The organism is Allomesorhizobium aridi (genome assembly GCF_043769475.1).
In the GTDB taxonomy this organism is placed as follows: domain Bacteria; phylum Pseudomonadota; class Alphaproteobacteria; order Rhizobiales; family Rhizobiaceae; genus Allomesorhizobium.
Genome location: NZ_CP171729.1, coordinates 391,124 through 409,490, shown reverse-complemented (window position 1 = coordinate 409,490; position 18,367 = coordinate 391,124). Strand labels below are relative to the sequence as shown.

General features: G+C 57.9%; 14 protein-coding genes. 6 read left to right on the top strand and 8 right to left on the bottom strand.

The window, feature by feature from the left end; translation table 11 throughout:
* The first annotated feature begins 44 nt into the window (after positions 1 to 44).
* The 5 genes from ACG873_RS03865 to ACG873_RS03845 all read left to right on the top strand — a co-directional run bounded on the left by ACG873_RS03865 (position 45) and on the right by ACG873_RS03845 (position 4,016).
* Positions 45 to 395, top strand: coding sequence for a transposase (locus ACG873_RS03865; RefSeq protein ID WP_292192385.1), 351 nt, complete (start codon positions 45 to 47; stop codon positions 393 to 395).
* A complete protein-coding gene (locus tag ACG873_RS03860) occupies positions 344 to 1,192 on the top strand; it encodes an IS3 family transposase (protein WP_394893334.1) in 849 nt (282 codons plus the stop codon). The genes ACG873_RS03865 and ACG873_RS03860 overlap by 52 nt, the downstream gene beginning before the upstream one ends.
* 320 nt (positions 1,193 to 1,512) lie before the next feature.
* A complete protein-coding gene (locus tag ACG873_RS03855; RefSeq protein WP_394890524.1) occupies positions 1,513 to 2,952 on the top strand; it encodes a S8 family serine peptidase in 1,440 nt (479 codons plus the stop codon).
* Positions 2,953 to 3,069: 117 nt separating this feature from the next.
* Positions 3,070 to 3,516 carry a S8 family serine peptidase gene (locus ACG873_RS03850; RefSeq protein ID WP_394890523.1) on the top strand — a complete coding sequence of 149 codons (447 nt, stop codon included), beginning with the start codon at positions 3,070 to 3,072 and terminating at the stop codon, positions 3,514 to 3,516.
* Positions 3,513 to 4,016, top strand: a complete 504-nt coding sequence (locus ACG873_RS03845; RefSeq protein ID WP_394890522.1) for an MBL fold metallo-hydrolase — start codon at positions 3,513 to 3,515, stop codon at positions 4,014 to 4,016. The genes ACG873_RS03850 and ACG873_RS03845 overlap by 4 nt, the downstream gene beginning before the upstream one ends.
* Before the next feature lie 1,048 nt (positions 4,017 to 5,064).
* Here the strand turns inward: ACG873_RS03845 and ACG873_RS03840 are convergent.
* Positions 5,065 to 6,447, bottom strand: coding sequence for a transposase (locus ACG873_RS03840; protein WP_394890521.1), 1,383 nt, complete (start codon positions 6,445 to 6,447; stop codon positions 5,065 to 5,067).
* A gap of 442 nt (positions 6,448 to 6,889) precedes the next feature.
* On the opposite strand from ACG873_RS03840, the gene ACG873_RS03835 reads away from it, so the two are divergent.
* A complete protein-coding gene (locus tag ACG873_RS03835) occupies positions 6,890 to 7,291 on the top strand; it encodes a hypothetical protein (protein WP_394890520.1) in 402 nt (133 codons plus the stop codon).
* Between the two features lie 514 nt (positions 7,292 to 7,805).
* Here the strand turns inward: ACG873_RS03835 and ACG873_RS03830 are convergent.
* The 7 genes from ACG873_RS03830 to ACG873_RS03800 all read right to left on the bottom strand — a co-directional run bounded on the left by ACG873_RS03830 (position 7,806) and on the right by ACG873_RS03800 (position 18,208).
* A complete protein-coding gene (locus ACG873_RS03830; RefSeq protein WP_394890519.1) occupies positions 7,806 to 8,996 on the bottom strand; it encodes a DUF2235 domain-containing protein in 1,191 nt (396 codons plus the stop codon).
* 131 nt (positions 8,997 to 9,127) lie between these two features.
* On the bottom strand, positions 9,128 to 10,663 hold the full coding sequence (locus ACG873_RS03825; RefSeq protein WP_394890518.1) for a DUF3320 domain-containing protein: 1,536 nt from the start codon (positions 10,661 to 10,663) through the stop codon (positions 9,128 to 9,130).
* Positions 10,660 to 10,851, bottom strand: coding sequence for a hypothetical protein (locus ACG873_RS03820; RefSeq protein ID WP_394890517.1), 192 nt, complete (start codon positions 10,849 to 10,851; stop codon positions 10,660 to 10,662). The genes ACG873_RS03825 and ACG873_RS03820 overlap by 4 nt, the downstream gene beginning before the upstream one ends.
* A gap of 107 nt (positions 10,852 to 10,958) precedes the next feature.
* A complete protein-coding gene (locus tag ACG873_RS03815) occupies positions 10,959 to 13,193 on the bottom strand; it encodes a di-heme-cytochrome C peroxidase (protein WP_394890516.1) in 2,235 nt (744 codons plus the stop codon).
* A gap of 51 nt (positions 13,194 to 13,244) precedes the next feature.
* Positions 13,245 to 14,513, bottom strand: a complete 1,269-nt coding sequence (locus ACG873_RS03810) for a hypothetical protein (RefSeq protein WP_394890515.1) — start codon at positions 14,511 to 14,513, stop codon at positions 13,245 to 13,247.
* A 549-nt stretch (positions 14,514 to 15,062) separates the two neighbouring features.
* Entirely contained in the window at positions 15,063 to 17,375 is a 2,313-nt protein-coding gene (locus tag ACG873_RS03805) for a hypothetical protein (RefSeq protein ID WP_394890514.1), read from the bottom strand.
* A 191-nt stretch (positions 17,376 to 17,566) separates the two neighbouring features.
* Positions 17,567 to 18,208: a patatin-like phospholipase family protein gene (locus tag ACG873_RS03800; RefSeq protein ID WP_394890513.1), complete on the bottom strand. Its 642-nt coding sequence runs from the start codon at positions 18,206 to 18,208 to the stop codon at positions 17,567 to 17,569.
* Positions 18,209 to 18,367 lie beyond the last annotated feature (159 nt).

The following is an 18,367-nucleotide window of genomic DNA, read 5'->3' as shown; positions in this document are numbered from 1 at the left end:
ATTGAGGAATTGACCAGTCCTGCCGGGTTTTCGAAGAGAGAACCATGGCAAGATATCGCACTCACAGCATCGAGTTTAAGCGGCAGGTCGCGCAGGAGTACCTTTCCGGCGAGACGCTTCACGGATTGGCGAAGCGCCACGATGTGCAGCGCCAGCTGATCCGCGTATGGGTTCGCAAATATGAGGAAGGCGCCTTCGATGAGGATGCGCAGGCCGCTGACCTGATCCAGGAATATGAGGCCCGGATTGCTGCGCTGGAGCGGCTTGTCGGCAAGCAGGCGCTGGAACTGGAGTTTCTAAAGGGGGCTCTGAAAAGCGCACCGCGGCCGAGAAGCGGGACTACATCCGTCGTCACCGGCCCCGTGGCATCTCCATCGCGGAAGGATGCCGACTGATGGGGATCGCGCGCTCCACCTATTATGACCGTCCGCAAAAGCAGGCCGATGATACGGCAATCGTCGAGGCCGTATTCGCGATCTGCGACGAGTTCGAGTTCTATGGCTACCGCCGAGTGGGCGCGGCTCTGCGTCAGCAGGGCTTTGTGGTGAACCACAAGAAGATCCGGCGTCTGATGCGCGAACACGGCCTGCAGCCCAAGATCAGAAGGCGCTTTGTCGCCACCACCGACAGCGATCACGACGGCCCGATCTTCCCGAACCTGGCGATGAACGTCGTCCCGAGCGGTCCCAACGAGCTCTGGGTGAGTGATCTGACCTACGTCGCGCTGCCGACCCGTTTCATCTATGTCGCCATCATCCTCGATGCCTGGTCTCGCCTCATCGTCGGCTACGCCATCGGCCAGTCGATAGACGCGCGCCTGACCGTCGCCGCCTTGAAGACTGCCATTGATCGCAGAAAGCCGCCACCGGGCTGCATTCACCATTCCGATCGCGGCTCGCAATATGCCGCCGAGCTCTACCGGCAGCTTCTGGCCGACCACGATCTGATCGGCTCGATGGGCCGCAGAGGCAATCCTTATGACAACGCCAAGGCCGAGAGCTTCATGAAGACGCTGAAGATCAAGGCGGTCTATCCGATGGCCTTCGAGATTTTCGAGAACGTAACCGAACATCTTCCCCACTTCATCGAGGAGGTCTACAACAAGCGCAGGCTCCATTCAGCGCTCGGCTATCTGAGCCCGCAACAGTTCGAGGACCAACACATCCGGCAGACTGGCAAAACAGCAGCTTGATCAGTGTCCACCCTCAGGGGCGCACTCCAGACGAGGAGATTTTTCCCACTGAGGATTGACCCATGTTCGAACGCTATCCTGTCTTGAGCAGGAGTTTTAGAAGTGTGTTAGACATGGCGCTTTTTAGCGTTTCCCGCGATGGCTTCCGGGAGCAGCGATCGATCAGGGATTGCGGCGTTCCGAACTGGGCTGTTGACCCAGCGGGCGAATATTCACAATCAAATCTTACTCTGTGTAGTATTCTTGTACGAATTCCGGGCGATAGGATAGAATTGCCACAGTTTCTGTGAGATAGTACAGGAGGTAGGGGGTATATAATCATGCCAGACGATCGAGATCTGCGTGCACAACGGAACATGCACCCGAAACTCCGCGTGTTTGCCAATTGCGACGCCGAGGTCAGCGCCGCCAAAGCTGAGATGCAAGGGTGTCTGAAGATCGTCGACCCTGATCTCGCGGCGCGAGTCCCACAGCGCGCCAACGCGGTGGCGCCGCACGAGGCATCCAAAAGGGAAACAGCAGTCAAAACCCTAGACACAGCCAACCGGTACGGACGCGTCCAGGTAAATGTGTTCGTCCGATCGACCAAGCCGCTGCAACGAGGGCCGCATGAACGGGTTTTAGGCGGGCTGGCCGTTAAGCGCATGACGATCGAGGAGGTGGACAACCTCGCCGGCGACCCGGGCACTATTTTCATCGAGCCCGCTGACAACCTGAAACACCCCAGACCCATCAAGGGCAGCACGGCCAGCAAGGCCCCGCCGCGCCGCGGGGTTGACAAGAAGAAGCAGCCGCACGGCGATGGTGCCGGCGTTCTCATCGGCATCATCGATGTCGAAGGCTTCGATTGGGCTCACCCAGAATTCATGGATCAAAACGGCAAATCCCGCTTTGTCACTATCTGGGATCAGGGAGCGCGGAAGGGGCAGCGCCCCACCGGATATGACTACGGCAGGGTAATCGGCGCTGCTGACATGGCAAGTGCGATTGTAGAAGCCAAGCAGGTGCAAGTGTCTCCGCACGACCTCGAACCCCAGTCGCAGATGGTGGTGGGATCGCATGGCACCCATGTGGCCTCGATCGCTGCCGGCGCGAACGGTTTGTGCAGCAAAGCGGAGATTGCTGCCGTTCTCGTCTCGCTGCCGGACGATGACCTGGCGCGCCGCACCTCGTTCTATGATTCAACGCGATTGCTGGACGCCGTGTACTACCTCCTCGATCTAGCCGCAGGCCGGCCAATATCGATTAACATCAGCCTAGGCACAAATGGGCACGCCCATGACGGTTCAAGCGTGCTTGATCGCTGGATCGATACTCTGCTTGCCGAGCCTGGCCGGTCGATCTGCATCGCGGCCGGGAATGCGGGTCAGGAGCGACCGGAGGCGCCAAGCGACCTCGGCTACATGCTGGGCCGCATACATGCGGGTTCACGTATCGTTGCCCAAGGCTTGGACCACGTGCTCGAATGGGAAGTGATCGGCGATCGCATCAAGGACGTCTCGGAAAACGAGATGGAGCTTTGGTACGAACCGCAGGACCGATTTGCCATCAGCATCCGGCCACCGAACGGCGATTGGATCGGCCCGATCGAACCAGGCGAGTTCCTGGAAAACTTCCAGCTGCCCGATCGCACGATGCTCAGCACCTACAACGAGCTGCATCACCCGGCCAACGGGGCCAACTACATCGCGGTCTATCTGACACCCTTCTTGAGCAAGACACTGGTGGTCGGCGTAACGTCGGGAACCTGGCAGATCTGACTCCAAGGCCTCCTGGTTCGCGATGGCATCTTCCACGCCTGGATCGAGCGCGACGATCCGGCCGACCTTGGGGATGGCTCGCATTTCTGGCCATCATTCTTTTCGGCGAAATCAACTGTGGATGCGTCTTCGGTCAGTGCGCTCGCCTGCGGTCAGCGCATAATTTCGGTGGCTAATCTCGACGAGGCGCGCCGCCGCGCGCACATCACCTCAAGTCAGGGACCCACACGCGATGGAAGGCCCAAACCCGACGTCGCCGCCCCAGGAACCGAGATCCTTGCCGCCAATGGCTTCGGCGATCCTGCCGAGCCCTGGATCTCAATGACCGGCACCAGTATGGCGAGCCCTTATGTCGCGGGGGTAGTCGGCCTGATGCTGGCAGCCGAGCCGAACCTTACCGCGGCACAGATACTCGGTATCCTTAAGGCTACGGCGCAGCCGCTCCCGGGCGGCACCTATGAATGGGTGAACGACTGCGGTTTCGGAGTGATCTCGCCTGAGGCCTGCGTCGCTGCGGCGACGCGCGCAAGCCTTCGTCGCGATGTAAAGGGACGCTTTTCATGAAGATCACCATCCTGCCTTCCGCGAAGGGCGATTGCCTGCTGATCGAGGCCGGCGGGGTATCGATACTGGCCGATGGGGGCATGCCCGACTCGTACGAAGCCGAGGTCCGGCCGTTTCTCGGGCGCTGGGCAGCGATGGGAAATGAACTCGATTTAGTCTATGTCTCGCATGTCGACCAGGACCATATTGGCGGCGTGCTACGTATGCTCGAAGACACGGTGTTGTGGCGCGTTCACAAACACAAGCTCGCGACGGGCAAGCCCACCAACAAGCCTGCGTTCGGCGAGCCGCCGCTCGTCAAACGCATCTGGCATAACGCCTTCAAGGCGCTCGTCGAAGACAATGCCGGAGAGATTGAACCATGCTTGCTTCGCAGGCGAGCGCGCTGTCCAGTTCCACCAATCCTGAGGCGCTCAACCTTGCAGCCACCTATCGCAACATTGCCAATTCTATCCCTGAGGCCATCAAAGTGTCGAGGCGCATTGCTGCCGACCAGTTGAACATTCCGCTTAACGGCGAGTTCGGCAAGCTCCTAGCCATGGTTCGCGACAAGAACGCAATCACTCTCAAACCAGGAAGCACACTGTCGATCCGTGTCATCGGGCCGTTCCAGAAGGATCTTGATGTCCTACGCGCCTACTGGAACGCCTGGCTGCAAGATATAGAAAACAAAAAAGGCGTGAAGCGCCTGAAGGATTGGCTGGCGGACAACGAGGGCGCGCTCCCCGCCCCGGGGTTAGGCCAATCGATCGACGATGAAATCGGCAAACGAACGAAAGTAACCGAGCCTAACCTTGCCTCGCTGATGCTGCTGCTGGAGGAACCCCAGCCAGGCGGCGGCGTAACTAGGGTAGTGATGACCGGCGATGGCCACCACGAGGACGTTCTCGCCGGCCTGACACATCACGGCCGCCTTACGGATGGGGCAGGCCTGCATCTGGACGTGCTCAAGGTTCAGCATCACGGTTCGGAGCACAATCTCGACCGCGAGTTCGTCAAGCGCATCACCGCTGATCACTACATTTTCTGCGCTAATGGCGAGCACGCAAATCCCGACTTGCGGATCCTGGAGGTTCTAGTGAACTCGCGCCTCGGGCCAGCGGCTGAGCGCTCCCCTAATCCCGAAGCGGGCCAGCCATTCACGATATGGCTCAATTGCAGCAGCCACTACCTCAACAAGGGCATCGTAGCGAGGGAGGCCGGCGGCAAGAAGGTCTCAAAGGGGTTGAAAGACGCGTTCCACCATTTTGTACTCGTCGAGAAGGCGCTGGCCGACGCCAAGGCCGCCAGTGGCGGGCGCCTTAAACTGCGTTACTTGAAGTCGAGTCCCCTGGAGCTGCAGATTTGAAATGCGAAAAGGCCGCTTTGATCATGCGATATCGACAGCATGTATAACGAACGGATATGGGTGCGGGAAATCGCAATGGGTCGATGCTGTGGAAAAACTCGATTGCGACCCCTGTCTGCCTGTCCGGAGGCGTAAGGGCGGTCGGCTGAATGGCGCTTGCATCTTGGCTCGTTGGCGAGAGTTCTGCGGATTGGCCTCCATCATGCCAGCGCCGGCGCCGTGGGCGTTGTCAGCCGCACCAGCCGTCGCAGGTTTTGCGTGATGGCGGCCATGAGGAACTCGTCACGGGCTCCGCTCAGGCCGCGTAATCTCATGCGTTCGAAGCGGAGCGTGGTCTTCAGGTGTGCGAAGAGCATCTCGACCTTCTTGCGCTCGTTGCGCGACCGTTCGAACTCGGGCGTATGCGCCATTTGACGCGCGTGGTCGCGAGCCTCTTCATGGACGCTGCGCAGCACATCGCGCACCGGCGTTTTTGGACAGCAGCGGGGCTTGAGATCACAACGCTGGCAGTCTCGTTTGCTGGCCCGGTACTTCCGGTTTCCACCGCTGACATTGTCGGTGCGCGGGACCGTGAAGTTGCGGCGATACTGCATGAGCAGCTTGCCGGCGGGACAGGTGAACCGGTTCTGGACCGCATCGAAGATGAAGTCCGCGCGGCTGAAGGTTCCGTCATCACGCTGGCTGTTGTCCCAGACAGGAATGTGCGGCGCGATGTTCTGATCGACGAGCCAGCCGAGGAACTTGCCAGTGCCGTAGGCTGTATCGGCGGCGAGCCGCTTCGGCTTCAAGCCAAACCGCGCCTTCGTGCGCTCGATCATTGTGGCCGTCGCTCCAACCTCATCGAAGGTCCGCGCCGGTGTGGGTTCGACATCGACGATGATCGCGTGCTCGTTGTCGATCAGGTAGTTTAGGCCGTAGCCGAACTGGACGCGCTTGTTCGCCTTGGCCGTCCAGGCTGACGCTGGGTCGGATAGCGAGATTACCTTCGGGGTCTTTCGACCCGCCTCCACCTCTTCCGCCTCGTCGAGTGCGTCGAGATACTCACGCACCGCACGCGACGGGTCCTCAAGCGAACCCCAGTCGATCTCCTCCGGAGCACGGCCATGATAACGGCTTGCATCCGCTTCGATGACGCTCGCGTCGACCGAGAACCCGTCGCCCTTGACCAGGCCAGCCTCAAGGCAGATCCCGACGACCCGCTCGAACACCAATCGCAGGAGATCGCTGTCGCGGAACCTGCCATGCCGGTTCTTGGAGAAGCTCGAATGATCCGGGATCTCGTCCTCCAGATCGAGCCGGCAAAACCATCGGTAGGCGAGGTTCAGCGCGACCTCTTCACACAGACGCCGCTCGGATCGAATGCCGTAGCAATAGCCGACGATCAGCATCCGCATCAGGAGTTCGGGATCGATCGAGGGCCGACCGGTATGGCTGTTGAAGCCGGCCAGCTCGCGATGTATCCCAGCGAGGGCTTCGGTCACAAACACATCGATCCGGCGCAGCAGATGCGTCTTCGGAATACGCTCATTGAGGTTGAACGAATAGAAGAGCTGCGCTTGATCGGCGGTCTGGCGACCCATCATCGGTCCGTTCTCCTGGCAAATCACCCAGAAAACGGAATCACGCCAAGTCCACAGACTCAACCGACTTTTTCAACGGCATCGGTCAGGCGCTCCGGCCCGCAGTGTCGCTTGGCACGCCTGCGCGCGCTAGCCGGCAATGGTAGGGATTCCTTACCTGTCCGCGACAGGCGATACGTTGACGATAGTCCGTATTCTTCGGCGTGTTGATCACCTATGTTTTGACGATTGATTTTTAGGGCAGTAACATTTCACATATTTGCGTCTTGAAATAACACCACCAAAGCACGTCCGGGGTTGTATAGTGCGCTGGCCCAGCTGGGATCAGATTGTCGCATTTGTCAGAGCTGTCAGAGGTACGGCCCGCGCGCGATTCGCGCGGTATTTGATATTTGCCTCTATAGCGACGTCCAGCCTCTGGTGGTATCCGCCTCTGCAAGCCGCGATGGAGCACTTTGGCTTGCAATTGCCTGAGACAACCCCGCCTGATCTAATCTTCTCCGCCTTGCCTATTCTGTTTCTCGTCTCGGCTATGGGCGTATGGTTCCATGGAGCATGGAAGAACGAGATCCCGCCGGACAGCGGGGTTGCCATTGAATTTGACGATGGTGCCACCTTTGGCGATGGCATCAGCACAGTTGCTCAGGTTTTCAAAAAGCCTGTTAGGGCCGTCGGCTTCTCATCCAATGAGATAGATGCTTCACTCGAACAGCGATCGATTACCGTTTCCGGCTATGCCGAGGGCATTCTAGCCTTGGGGTCTATGACGCGTCCAAATTCTATTGGGCCTTACCAAGTCAGCGAAGTCGGAGGCGTAATCGTGGTCACACGGGAGGGAACCAAATGACGATGTGCAACTGTCCGCAACCTCCAGGCGGCACAATCTCCTGTCCAAGCGGCCACTCGGCAGTATGTCGAATAGTTGGGGGACGCGCAGTTGGGGAATGCATAAAGCCTGATCGGAAATTGTTGCGGCGCGAGTACCTTCAGTGGGCATTCTCTCGGATCACGCAGCGTCCGGAGGCCCTACTCGAACAGTGGCACATCGACGTATTGAAAAGCGGACGATACACCAGTCCTGATGGGGCAATGGAGGTGGCGTTTGATCTGGACCTTCCCTTGGACTGGCCTGGGCACATAGTCGATTTTCCTGACGACCGTGGCGGAGGTTCAGCGACGGGCAGCGGAGCAGTTTGAATAACGAAGGAGCCGACAGGTCCACTGTTGAGTTTCACACTGCAATATTATGCAACATGGCCTCGCATTGATCGGGGGTCAGGCGAATGCCGCGGCACCGGCGCTTCGATCAACATGCCGACGTGATCGTCCTTTCCGACGGCCGCGTTGATGCCTGAAGGCCTTCATTTTTGGTCATCGGCAATCTCCAGGCTCGGATCGTCGACCGACACGGAGGCTGACAGCGTATTCAGGTCGACATTCTTACGCTGCGACCAGTCGCTCAGGTTGGGAGGACGGTAATCTTCAGAGTGTCGATATCGTTCGAAGACAGACGCGTCTATCATCTCGTTGACATTGATGTATGTCGCATTCGGATCCCGACCCGGTGGTACTCCGATTGGTCTGTGATGCCTGCCGCCAATCCTTGAATAAGCGCCTCGCATAAACTCGCGATAAGAGTCAGAGATCGGCGCATCGACCGCTCCATCATCGACTTCAATCTCAGCCCTGAATTCCAACCCGAGGGAACGTGCTTTGCCCACTATCCACTTGAGCGGAGCTTGGGCCAACAAATCATTCTGACATCCGCCGCCGACGTTTGCGTGAGCACCGACGAACCAACGTTGCTCAACGCTATTATAGGGTCGTGACGCTGCTATCACCGCTTGGGGGTCATTCGGTAGTCTTTTGGTCCACAATGTCGGCATGAAAGCCTTCCGATGCTCGTCGATAGCCACAACATGGAACGCATTCTCAATTGGCAGGCGCAACCCGGTGTCCAAGAAGCGGAAGCTGGACCGGCTTATGCCTTCCCAGCTGAAAGCCGGAATGCCCAGGGCACCGACCGTATCCCACACGCCCACGAGCTTGATCGGAACTGCTCGTGAGTACTTGAGCATCCAACGCTCTTCAAGATTAAGGCTAGTAGGATTCCCTTGTTTCTCATCCGATTGCAGTGCCCAGATCGTATGGGCATCGCGACGTCGATAGCGGGCGAATAGCTGATTGACGCTCAAAGGCGCACCAGGCTTTAGAAGCCCGCATTTGGTGACAAACCCAGTCAAAGATCTGGCCGTAAAGGCGCCGCGACTGAACCCGAACACAAAGATTTCGTCGCCGTCGCTATAGTTCTCAACAAGCCATTCGTAAGCATCGGTGATGTTGCGAAGGAGCCCTTTTCCGAACGCCCCGCCAACCATGCCGTTTACGCCAATGTCGTAATAGGCGAGTTGTGCAGGGTTTCCGGTGTCTTTGGTTGAACACAGCGCGCGCAGCCGCCAAACGTTCGTGTTGTCGGAAACTGCATTCCATGTGCCGTCCAGGAAAACCGCCAGCCGCTTGCGGGTCCCTTGCGTTTTGGAGGCTGCTTTCATTTCATTCTCCGAGAAGGCACTCGAGGCTGAATATCTAACGCCCTTCCCTCGCCTTCCGCGTGGATCAAATCGACCAATGTATATCGTTCGACGGCACTTGCAGTATGACGGAATTTGAACGCCATCGTCGGCTACCCTCCCACTGCCCTGTGATAGGCGCGTTCGAAGCGCTCCTGGGTGACGCGTCGAAATCGGCCCAGTTCAAAATGCTGGGCCATGCGGCGGACGGTTTCGTCGCGATCTCCGCCGTCTTGGGAAAAGCGGAGCGCAAGCGAGGCCAGTTCGCAAAGCGGAATATCGCCGTGTGTGCGTTCTCCCGAGAGACATTCGCGAAACGGCACGATCGCGGTCGTATCGGTATCGAGAGGCCAGATGAGCCGCCTACCATCGTCATCCGCCACCTGTACGATGCGGCCGATCGCATTCTGAACAGTTTCGCGAATACTGCCACCGGCCCGAGCAAAACCATGAGCGCGTGCCAATCGCTGGAACAGCAGGTCCTCGTAAATCGGCGCTTCGATGGACAGGATATGGCTGGTCATCGCGCGCAGTTGCGAGCGATAGGCCGGATCATAGAACTTCGATGCATCGGTCAAAAACCCTGCCATCGGAAGATCGGTCTGCCGATAGAGCCGTTTCTCCTCCCCCTGGGGTTCGGACTGGCTCGTGGCCCTGCTGATCGTGACCGCGTCGGCATAAGCAGCACTGTTGGCGCTGGATCCGCCCGGCGGGAAAATCTGCGCGAGTGGCGCGGGTTCGGGCACTGTGGCGACAAAGACTTCTTCCAGCCCGAAATCGTCCATTTGCTCCGCTCCGACGGCATCCTGCGTGGCAAGATCCGGCACGTCCATCGCCGCATCTGCCTGCGTCTGCGACGAGACGGTCTTTTCGGCCACGTTGGCCGCATCTCCTGCCTTTTTTGCCGCAACGGCCGCACGGCTTGCAGCGAGGTCCGCTTCGAGATCCGCGTGAAGCGTCTCCGTCGCTGCCTCGAAATTCATCCACCAATCCGTGCTCCAAACTCTGTGGATCCGCCAGCCAAGCCCGCGCAGGATCTGTTCCCGCAGTCGGTCTCGATCCCGCGCAGTAGCCGAGCGGTGATAGGTCGCGCCATCGCATTCGACCCCCGCGAGATACCGCCCCGGCACGTCTGGATCGACGATGCCCAGATCGACCCGGAAATTGGAAACGCCGATCTGTGGGTGAACGGTCCAGCCGCGCTTTTCAAGCGCTGCCTTGACTGCATCCTCGAACTGCGATTCTGTGCCTTGTCCCGTTGCTGAGGACACCTCCGCCATGGCGCGCGCTCCGCGTTCGGCAAATTCGAGAAAATGCTTGAATTCCCGGACGCCGCGCGCTGCTGTCCGTGAAAGGTCGATCTGCTCGGGGCGAAGCGTTGCGAACACGACCATCTCCTGACGAGCGCGCGTGATCGCCACATTCAGACGCCGGTGACCGCCCTCCTTGTTGAGTGAACTCACCGTTGAAACAGTCCGTCCAGTCTGATCGGGCCCGACCGCGACGGAGAAGAAAATAATGTCGCGCTCGTCTCCCTGTACGTTTTCCAGGTTCTTCACGAAGACCAGTTCCTGCGATCGGGCGGTATCGAAAAACCGTTCGATTTCCGGATAGCTGCGACGTTCCTGATCGAGCATGTTTTCGATCAAACGACGGGATCTTTGTCGTCAATCAACTTCAGCGCAGCCTGGAATGGCTGCAGAGCTTTTCTGATAAAGCCGAAGCCGACATTCGAAATACCGCCTCGCAATGCCTTTGACGCATCGACAAGACCAAACGACGCTGTTCCAAGCGCAGCCGTCGCTGCAATGACCTTCCCTATGAAGTCCCAATCCATGGATATGTCCATTCTTCCTTCGGGGTGCACTCTAAACTTGGTCGTTTCCGGCCGTCGCGATAGCCAAGTGGAGTTTGTCCGTTCAGTCCGGTGTCGCATCGTACAGTTCAGAGTATCTTCAAATACTCGACCAACGCGGAGCGCTCGTCGGGCGAAAGCTCTCGACCGATCACGCCAAGGGGAGCCGACGCCCCATCCGTCCGCTCGAACGAATGGCCACGGTTGGAATTGCCGCGAAGATGCGTGTCTAGACGAGTAAGGCCGGCGGGGCACTCTCCGGTTCCTTCATCGAAATCCTGAGACAAGCCAACCTTGACAGGATCGAACTCAAGTGGCCCCACGCAGAAGACATTGGGCCGGTCAATTTGCGGTTTCAAGAGATCGTCCAGTGTCGGTACTGAACCGTTGTGTAAATAGGGAGCGGTCGCCCAGACGCCGTCAAGCGGGCGGGCCCGATAATGGGGCTTCATGACATATTGCAACGACGTCTCTGCTCGATCGGCCGCATCGCCCGATGCGTTGGCGCCGGTCTCCCTGACCATGGGCTGAAAAACCCTCGGGTTCGGGCAGTTGGGCAAGATGCCACGGATCGAGGCTTGTTCGTCAGCCGACTTCGACTTGCCGCCTTCCTCAAACCACTGATCTACAACCTTTTGGACCACAGCCATCAGGTTGAGAGCGAAGGATGTCTTGAGCGCCGGATCCCTTTCCGTCTTACATGTGCTGACGAAATCGCGTCCGGCATTGATGCCGAGAAAGTCCGGCAAGCGGACGCGCCTTTCTGTCAACACACGAGCTTGCTCTGCGTCGGTCCCGATCTCCTCAACGGGCTTTTGCACGACATTGAACCATGACCCGCTGCCCAACTTTATCCAGTTTCTCTCTTCGATCGGCTTGTCTTTCTGATCGGAATTCACCTCGCTCCAAAAAGAATCCGGGTCATCGACGGCAATTTCGGGGTCCCGGACCGGTCCGCGATGGCATTCGAAGCAGTACTTTCGATAGAGCCCTCGCCCCACTTCGACCCGCTCGGCGTTAATCTTCCACTTTTCGTCATCAGGAAAATGCGTTGCCGCATCCTCCCATTTAGGGGCGTGCAGGCCACTGAAGCCTACCGGTTCCTCGAGCGGCGGCTTTTTTCCACGCAGGAGCTTCTCGGCTCTGTCGATGTTTTCCACATCGATGCTCGACGAGAAGAGTGAGCGCGCCGGATTGATCATGTTGATCTTACCCGCAACGCCTATAGCCTCACCGATATTGCGAACGCTGGGATTGAGGATCGAGGCATCGTATTGCGCCCAAAGAAAATGCGGCACATCCCAAATTGGAGGGAAACTCACCGGTGCACTGCGCGCTGCGAAATTCGATTCGAAATCCTGGATAGAGACGCCTTTGGCAGGTTTACTAAAATCTTCGGGATCGCTTAGATTCTCGTGAAAAACTTGATTGCCGATACGGTTGAGCGCGTCGAGCCGTCCGAAGCCCTCCTCGGCATGAGCCTGCTGGCGCCTGCTCAGAATCGCCAACTCCGAAAGCACCTTGGCGGTCACTTCGTTGTCACACAGATGTTTGAGTTGCCGTTCGATCTCGGCTTTGCGTTGATCGCGTGACTTGCTCGTATCACCCTCGTCGCCGTCAAGCAGGGTGTCCACGAAGCGCTGTTTACGCCAGAACAAGATGGGTGAATTGGTGTAGCAGAGCGACAGCCCTATGACGCGCTCCAGATTCTGCAGATCTATCATCGCCGGGGCTCCGTCGATCCGCAGGCTGGTCCCTTGATAGATTATCTGCCCAGTGTGGCAGGCTGCGCATGTCAGACCGAGCGCGTCCTGGTAGGCGTTGCCGGTTGCCGGGTCCGTTCCGCCCTTCAAAACTGCGAATCCGACGGGAAGGACACCATATCCCTCGGGCGCCGAAGCGCCTGCCGGCGGATCGCATTTCGCGTCCGGCGGAATAAAACCGAGCTTGGTCAGATATCCTGGATCGCTGATCGAACCGCGCGGCAGCGGGTTGAATTCCGGCCGCTCGAGACTTCGAAACCAAGCATAGGGCATTGGAAACGTCGCCGTACCCTGGGAGGCATTGTGGAACCAGGCCCGATCCTCGTCCGTCCAGTTCTGCTTTAACCAAGCGCAATTGGAGATGAGAGGTTGAGCCGCCAGTGTCGGTGGCATTTTCTTGCCGGCGAGAATGGCGCTACCGCCAAGCCTGGTCAGTTGGTCGCGAACCAGCTGAGGTGCAAAAATCAGAGTCAGCGCTACGCCGACGAACAGTATAAACGAGAGACTCACCAGGACGAGTGCCAGCTTCCCTAGCAGCCTAAGCCGACCCCGCACCGACATGATCGCCCCCCGGCCGCGAACTGACCGAATTCGCGCGGCTCTCCTATTGTCCTACAACAACTCGTTCGCCGCCTTGACCACTTCGTCAGTCTCGGTAGCCGTGCGGCGCGTGATGGTCGGCCTGAAGCCCGCGCTTTCCGGACCCCATCCAAAATTCCGCACGTTCCAGCGGCTCTTCGGCAAGACGGCTTCGACAATTCCGGGAATCACCTTCTCAGGGACCTTGGCCCTGAGAAGCCGCGTCTCGGTGTGACAACTCACGCAGTCAGTGTTGAAGAAATGGCTTTTCGTTGGATCGGCGATGATACCGGTGACCTCAATGGTCCGTGCCGGAGTCGCCGCGCTGTCGAACAGTTCGGCCGTGGAAACGCCCTTGCGATCGTTTGGCAGGCGAAAGCATCTCGTCATTGTGTCGTTCTGATTGTCGGATTTCGGTTCGGGTAAAACCTTCTTCGAGCCGAAGAACCTCAACAACTGCGCCCTTGATTGGTTTTCGAGAGCGGGGCTTGGGAATGCAGCCAGATCTCCGGTATTGGGACCCTTCATCGCGAGAAATATCCAGGGTTCGGGGGCGGTCTTGGGCAAACCCATCGCCGCCATTGCGCCCAACTGCGATGACTTCAAGTGCTTCTCCAACAATGCTTCTATCGCGTCCCGAAACGGTTTTTGGGACAGACCCTTGAATCCCGGATGCACGTCGAGCGGGCCAGTCGTAGTCACCTGAACACCACCAAAGCGGCCCCCTGCCAATCCGTCGCGCAAGGCCACGAAATCGGAAAGCACGGCGCGGAAACCCGGAAGGTTCGGTTCGATCTTCTTCATCATCGGGATCGGGCATGTTTCCTGTTCGTCCGCCGCCTTCAAAGCAAAGCTGAATGTCAGGTGCGCCGCCCTGTCGTGAATTTTGAGAGTGCCGTCCCTCTCCGTTACCGGCTGGATGATCAGGCGAATCTGCGGGATTTGGCCAAACGCATCCATTATGGTCGCCGAAAGGCCCGGGGCACCAACATCGAGGCGGATTCCGGCTATGAACCACGCCTTCATATCCTTGGTGCCCTCAGGAAAGCCGATTTGAGCAGTAGCGCCGGCGGCATCGACAATCTTGCTGGCATCACCCTCCGCGATGGCGACGAACCTGTCGAAGTCCTCAATTTTCACCAACGGAGCGCCGCCGGCATCCGCAAGGTCGGCAATCGAAATGAAATTCGATAGGTCCACCAGGGACGTGGGAACCGGGAACAGGATCGACACGTCGTTTGGTGAAAGCAACGCGTCCTGCGCGAACGACGCCGGAACATTAGTTGTTAGCATCGCTGCCATCGCGACAACCGCTCCGAGTGCTCTTACTTTAGCTTGGACACCGTTGCTCAGTCCCATAATTTTGCCCCTGTTGGGTAGGCTACGGACTACGACACCAAATCTTCCACGCTATCGAAATCGTTTTCGGGTGGAAATAGGCGGAGAGATGCTTGGGCCGGGGTCTCAACGCCGTCGCAAAACTCGGCGATTTGGCCAGTTCCCAAGATCAATCGCTTGGCTGAGGGCCAACCGAGGGTGATTGTAGAGCTGCGCCGCGCAATCTCCGCCCCATGCGCAAAAGCGGCCAGGTTTTTCCCCACCGATTCCCCCAAACTATTCGCCACAATAATTACTGGACTATTAGTACAATCCTGTCCAGCTCTATCCAACGACTTTCGATTGATCGGTCAGTTGCAGGACTCAACGCAGCATCATGACGCTTGACCGCATACGACTACGAGGAACGAATGGCGCGCCCGCGAAATCAGGCTTAGGCGTACATTCGCAAGCGCACTAAGGAGCATACCTTCAACCTGGCGCCAACAGTTGGTCTCTGGATGAGTTCGGTGCCTATTCGTTCTGCTCAATTGGAACTTGTGGCCGTCCCTCAAGCTTGTCGGTCCCTCGATCGCCATTCTTGCTGCTTGACTTCGTATCTGCAGGGGTTGGCATGTCCGTGCTATCTTCGCGCTGCCTACTAACTTGCGCTTTCGTATCATCAAGCGATTCGGCAGCTGCATTACTTGACAGAACGACAGGTTGCCGTGGTCCGCGAGCCGCCCCAAAGAGCCCTACTGGTGACCCTCGCCGTATCTTTCGAGTTTTCTTGCCTTTGACTGACTCCCGTTGTGCGCTTTGCCGCCAATCATCAATGTAGTTCTTCACTTCCAGGTTAGCTCGGAACTGCTCGATACGCTCTTGTTGGATTTTGTACGCTTCGCTTTTGTCCTTGATATCAAGACCATCGAGGGCGCATTTCACGGAGTGAAAACCGAGAGCCCGATAGGACTCCATCTGCTCCTCGGAAAAGAACTGGTCGCCCGTCGACTCGTGTGGAAACAGCGGGTTGCGGCGCTCATAGTCGAGCACATAATCGGGCTCGTCACCGCTCACCGCGGCCTTGACATAGAGCAGCAGTCCCTCTTCCTTTTTATTCGCCGTGTCGGCATACGCTATGCGGCCGATCGCGAAATGACGCAGGTGAGCCAAGCTTCCAAGCGGCTCTCGTTTCACCTTGTCCGCCTGGCGCTGGATAACGGTGTCGCGAATCGGCTGCCAATCAAGTTCGATGCGGGTGCCCTCGTCGATCCGGATAAAGCGCTGCACATCGCAGAATGCGCCGAAGTTCATGCCCGGATCGGCTTCGCCATCGACGACGATGATCAGTTTGCACTTGCGCTTCAGCAACTGATAGAGGCCGAGATTGTCGAGATGCCCGCCATCGGTGATGTAAATGCGCGAGCTGTCGGACCTCAATATGCCGAAGGCCTCCTGGAACAGATAGAGCCGCATGTACTCTTCCCAGCCGCGCTCTTCTTCGGCCTTCTTGGCCTGTCCGGCCTCGGCCTCGGACTTCAGTCTAGCCTGCTTCACAACCCGATCGCGATAGGCATCGATGTCGCCCCGAAACTGCTCCCAGTAGAACAACTTCTTCGGATTCGTGAGCCAAAAGCCCAGCCGTAGGTTCAACATTGCCAACGTCGGACCAAGCAGGCCGATCTTTATACGACCCATACTGGAGGAAACGGCAGCACCGGATATCGCTGCTGCTGTCGCCAGATCCAGCTGATTTTCACATTTCGTCAACCGATCTGCCGCCGCGTAGTCTGTCGCATCGCTGCCTACATACTTTTTCGAGAACACAAAGAACTCGGCATCCCTGCCTCGTTTGGCCGGGTCAAATTCGTCGGCTGTGGTCGTGTTTCGCTTAGAACGCTTGACGTTCAGAGTCCCGTTTACCAGCAAATACGGCGCTCGTTCGCTGAGTTCATGCAACTTCATTCCCTTTTCCTCGGTTTCGCCCAAACCAAACGCGGCCTGAAGCCGGTCACGGTAAAGACGATGCAGGCCGTTTGCATTTTCCGTGAAGAAAAGTGTGATAAGCCAGACTGAAAATGTCAGCCCCAGATAATTCCACAGCACCGGCCATTGATCGCCGGCGTCCAGGGGTCGAACCACCGCCGCAACCAAGGCGGCAGCAAGCAATGCGCCGACAACGTACAAGGCGACCAGGGGCCTTAGTTTGGGCGGACGTAACCGGTCGCCAAGGAAAGCGAGCCGCTCCCTCCAGCTTAGTTCCTCGCCGGCTTCCTCTCGCTTGTATGATTTATAGGTGATGAACCATGAGGTGCCCATCAACACGGCAGTGCCAAGGACGAGCAACCAGAAATGGTTGTCGCCGATCAACCAATGTGGACTGAGCGCATACCCCGCAATAACCCGGCTTGGCTGCTCCAAGGTAATACCCCATGAGCCCAAGAGGTTCGCCAGCATTGGAAATGCCTGACCAAGGCGGACAAGCAGCCCGACAAACAGCGACGGTTCCGAGCCTAATGGCGGCTGGATCTTGATTCCCCAAGCCACCAGCATGATAAACAGGCCGTAGAGCAGCAGTGGCAGCGCCAACCCCAAGGCATAGAAAGCGGATTGCGCCAGGAGCCCTTGAAGCCGCGCGCCTATCTTCTGGGAGTTTAGCGCTCGCTCAATCCAACCAATCAGTATGCCGCGGAAAGCCGCTGTCGAAGCGATCAAGGCAACAGCGCTGGTTGCCAGCGCCTTGAGTGTGACGCCGACATCCGGCGACGTTTGATACCAGATCGCAAGATCGATCACATAGGGCTGCAGCTCGACGATTATCGATACGCAAAGCAGGATCAGCAGCAAGCGGCCTCTCCCGGCGCCCTGAGACGAAGGCTCGAAGAGGTTTCTCGCCCTCGCACCGCCTGCAAAATCGACAATGGATCGCGCCAGCGCCCACCCGATGAGCCAGCAACCAAGAGCGGCAGCAAAGAGCTTGCTCATAATCCATGGATCGCTGATGTAGGGGCGCAGCCATTGCCAGGCACCACTTTTGATTAGGTCTTGGTTGCACCAGATTCCGGGTATTTCGGACAGGCGAGGAAAGGTGGCAAATCTGAAATCAGGCTGCGATCAAGATGCGCGGTGGTCGGGTTGGCCAGGATGAGCAATGTCGCCAACGGCAACATCACCGTAAGCAGCAGCAGGAAGTTCACCATCAGACCGCGCAGGAGGATTGCCAGCGATAGCCCGAGATCTCTCAGCCCGTCAGGCGCCAGGAACTTGCTGTTGTCACGCAGATGCTTGACTTCACTGGAATCGCTCCCGCTGTCCGTATCTGCAAACGGGAACAGGCCACTGGCCGGCGCTGCATCATCGCCTACAGCGCGGCGGGTCAGCGCCGCGACCATGCTTGCCCCGATGTAACCGCCGCCCGAAACGGTTGACAGATAATCGATTTTCGGGATCAGGCCATAGAGGTGCAGCGCCTGCAGTGCGCCGAGGGAGAACGATGCGGAGCGGATTCCGCCACCCGACAACGCGACGCCGAATAGATTTTCCGGTCTGGCGGCGCCGCCTGTATCGCCACGTCGCTTATGGATTGCTTCGTACTCGTCCCTAAGCACTTGATCGAATTTGACGGTATCAGATTCGCTGTCGGCTGATGCTCCTGTGGATGACTTGGTCGTCCCCTGCATAAACGCCCCCGCGCTTAAATTTCGCAGCTCCAATCCTTATCTAATTTCTTGCAAGATTGATAGCCGTTCCATGACATTTGCCATTTATGCTTCAATCAAAAATGTATTTCGGAGAATGAAAGTATACCCGAACGTAAAACAACGACGAGCAATTTAGCA

Bases quoted from the DNA above. Each gene is read 5' to 3' on its own strand.
- ACG873_RS03845 (WP_394890522.1), top strand. From the start codon at position 3,513: ATGAAGATCACCATCCTGCCTTCCGCGAAGGGCGATTGCCTGCTGATC.
- ACG873_RS03830 (WP_394890519.1), bottom strand. From the start codon at position 8,996: ATGAAAGCAGCCTCCAAAACGCAAGGGACCCGCAAGCGGCTGGCGGTT.
- ACG873_RS03820 (WP_394890517.1), bottom strand. From the start codon at position 10,851: ATGGATTGGGACTTCATAGGGAAGGTCATTGCAGCGACGGCTGCGCTT.
- ACG873_RS03835 (WP_394890520.1), top strand. From the start codon at position 6,890: ATGGAGCACTTTGGCTTGCAATTGCCTGAGACAACCCCGCCTGATCTA.
- ACG873_RS03810 (WP_394890515.1), bottom strand. From the start codon at position 14,513: ATGGCAGCGATGCTAACAACTAATGTTCCGGCGTCGTTCGCGCAGGAC.
- ACG873_RS03800 (WP_394890513.1), bottom strand. From the start codon at position 18,208: ATGCAGGGGACGACCAAGTCATCCACAGGAGCATCAGCCGACAGCGAA.
- ACG873_RS03840 (WP_394890521.1), bottom strand. From the start codon at position 6,447: ATGATGGGTCGCCAGACCGCCGATCAAGCGCAGCTCTTCTATTCGTTC.
- ACG873_RS03865 (WP_292192385.1), top strand. From the start codon at position 45: ATGGCAAGATATCGCACTCACAGCATCGAGTTTAAGCGGCAGGTCGCG.
- ACG873_RS03855 (WP_394890524.1), top strand. From the start codon at position 1,513: ATGCCAGACGATCGAGATCTGCGTGCACAACGGAACATGCACCCGAAA.
- ACG873_RS03815 (WP_394890516.1), bottom strand. From the start codon at position 13,193: ATGTCGGTGCGGGGTCGGCTTAGGCTGCTAGGGAAGCTGGCACTCGTC.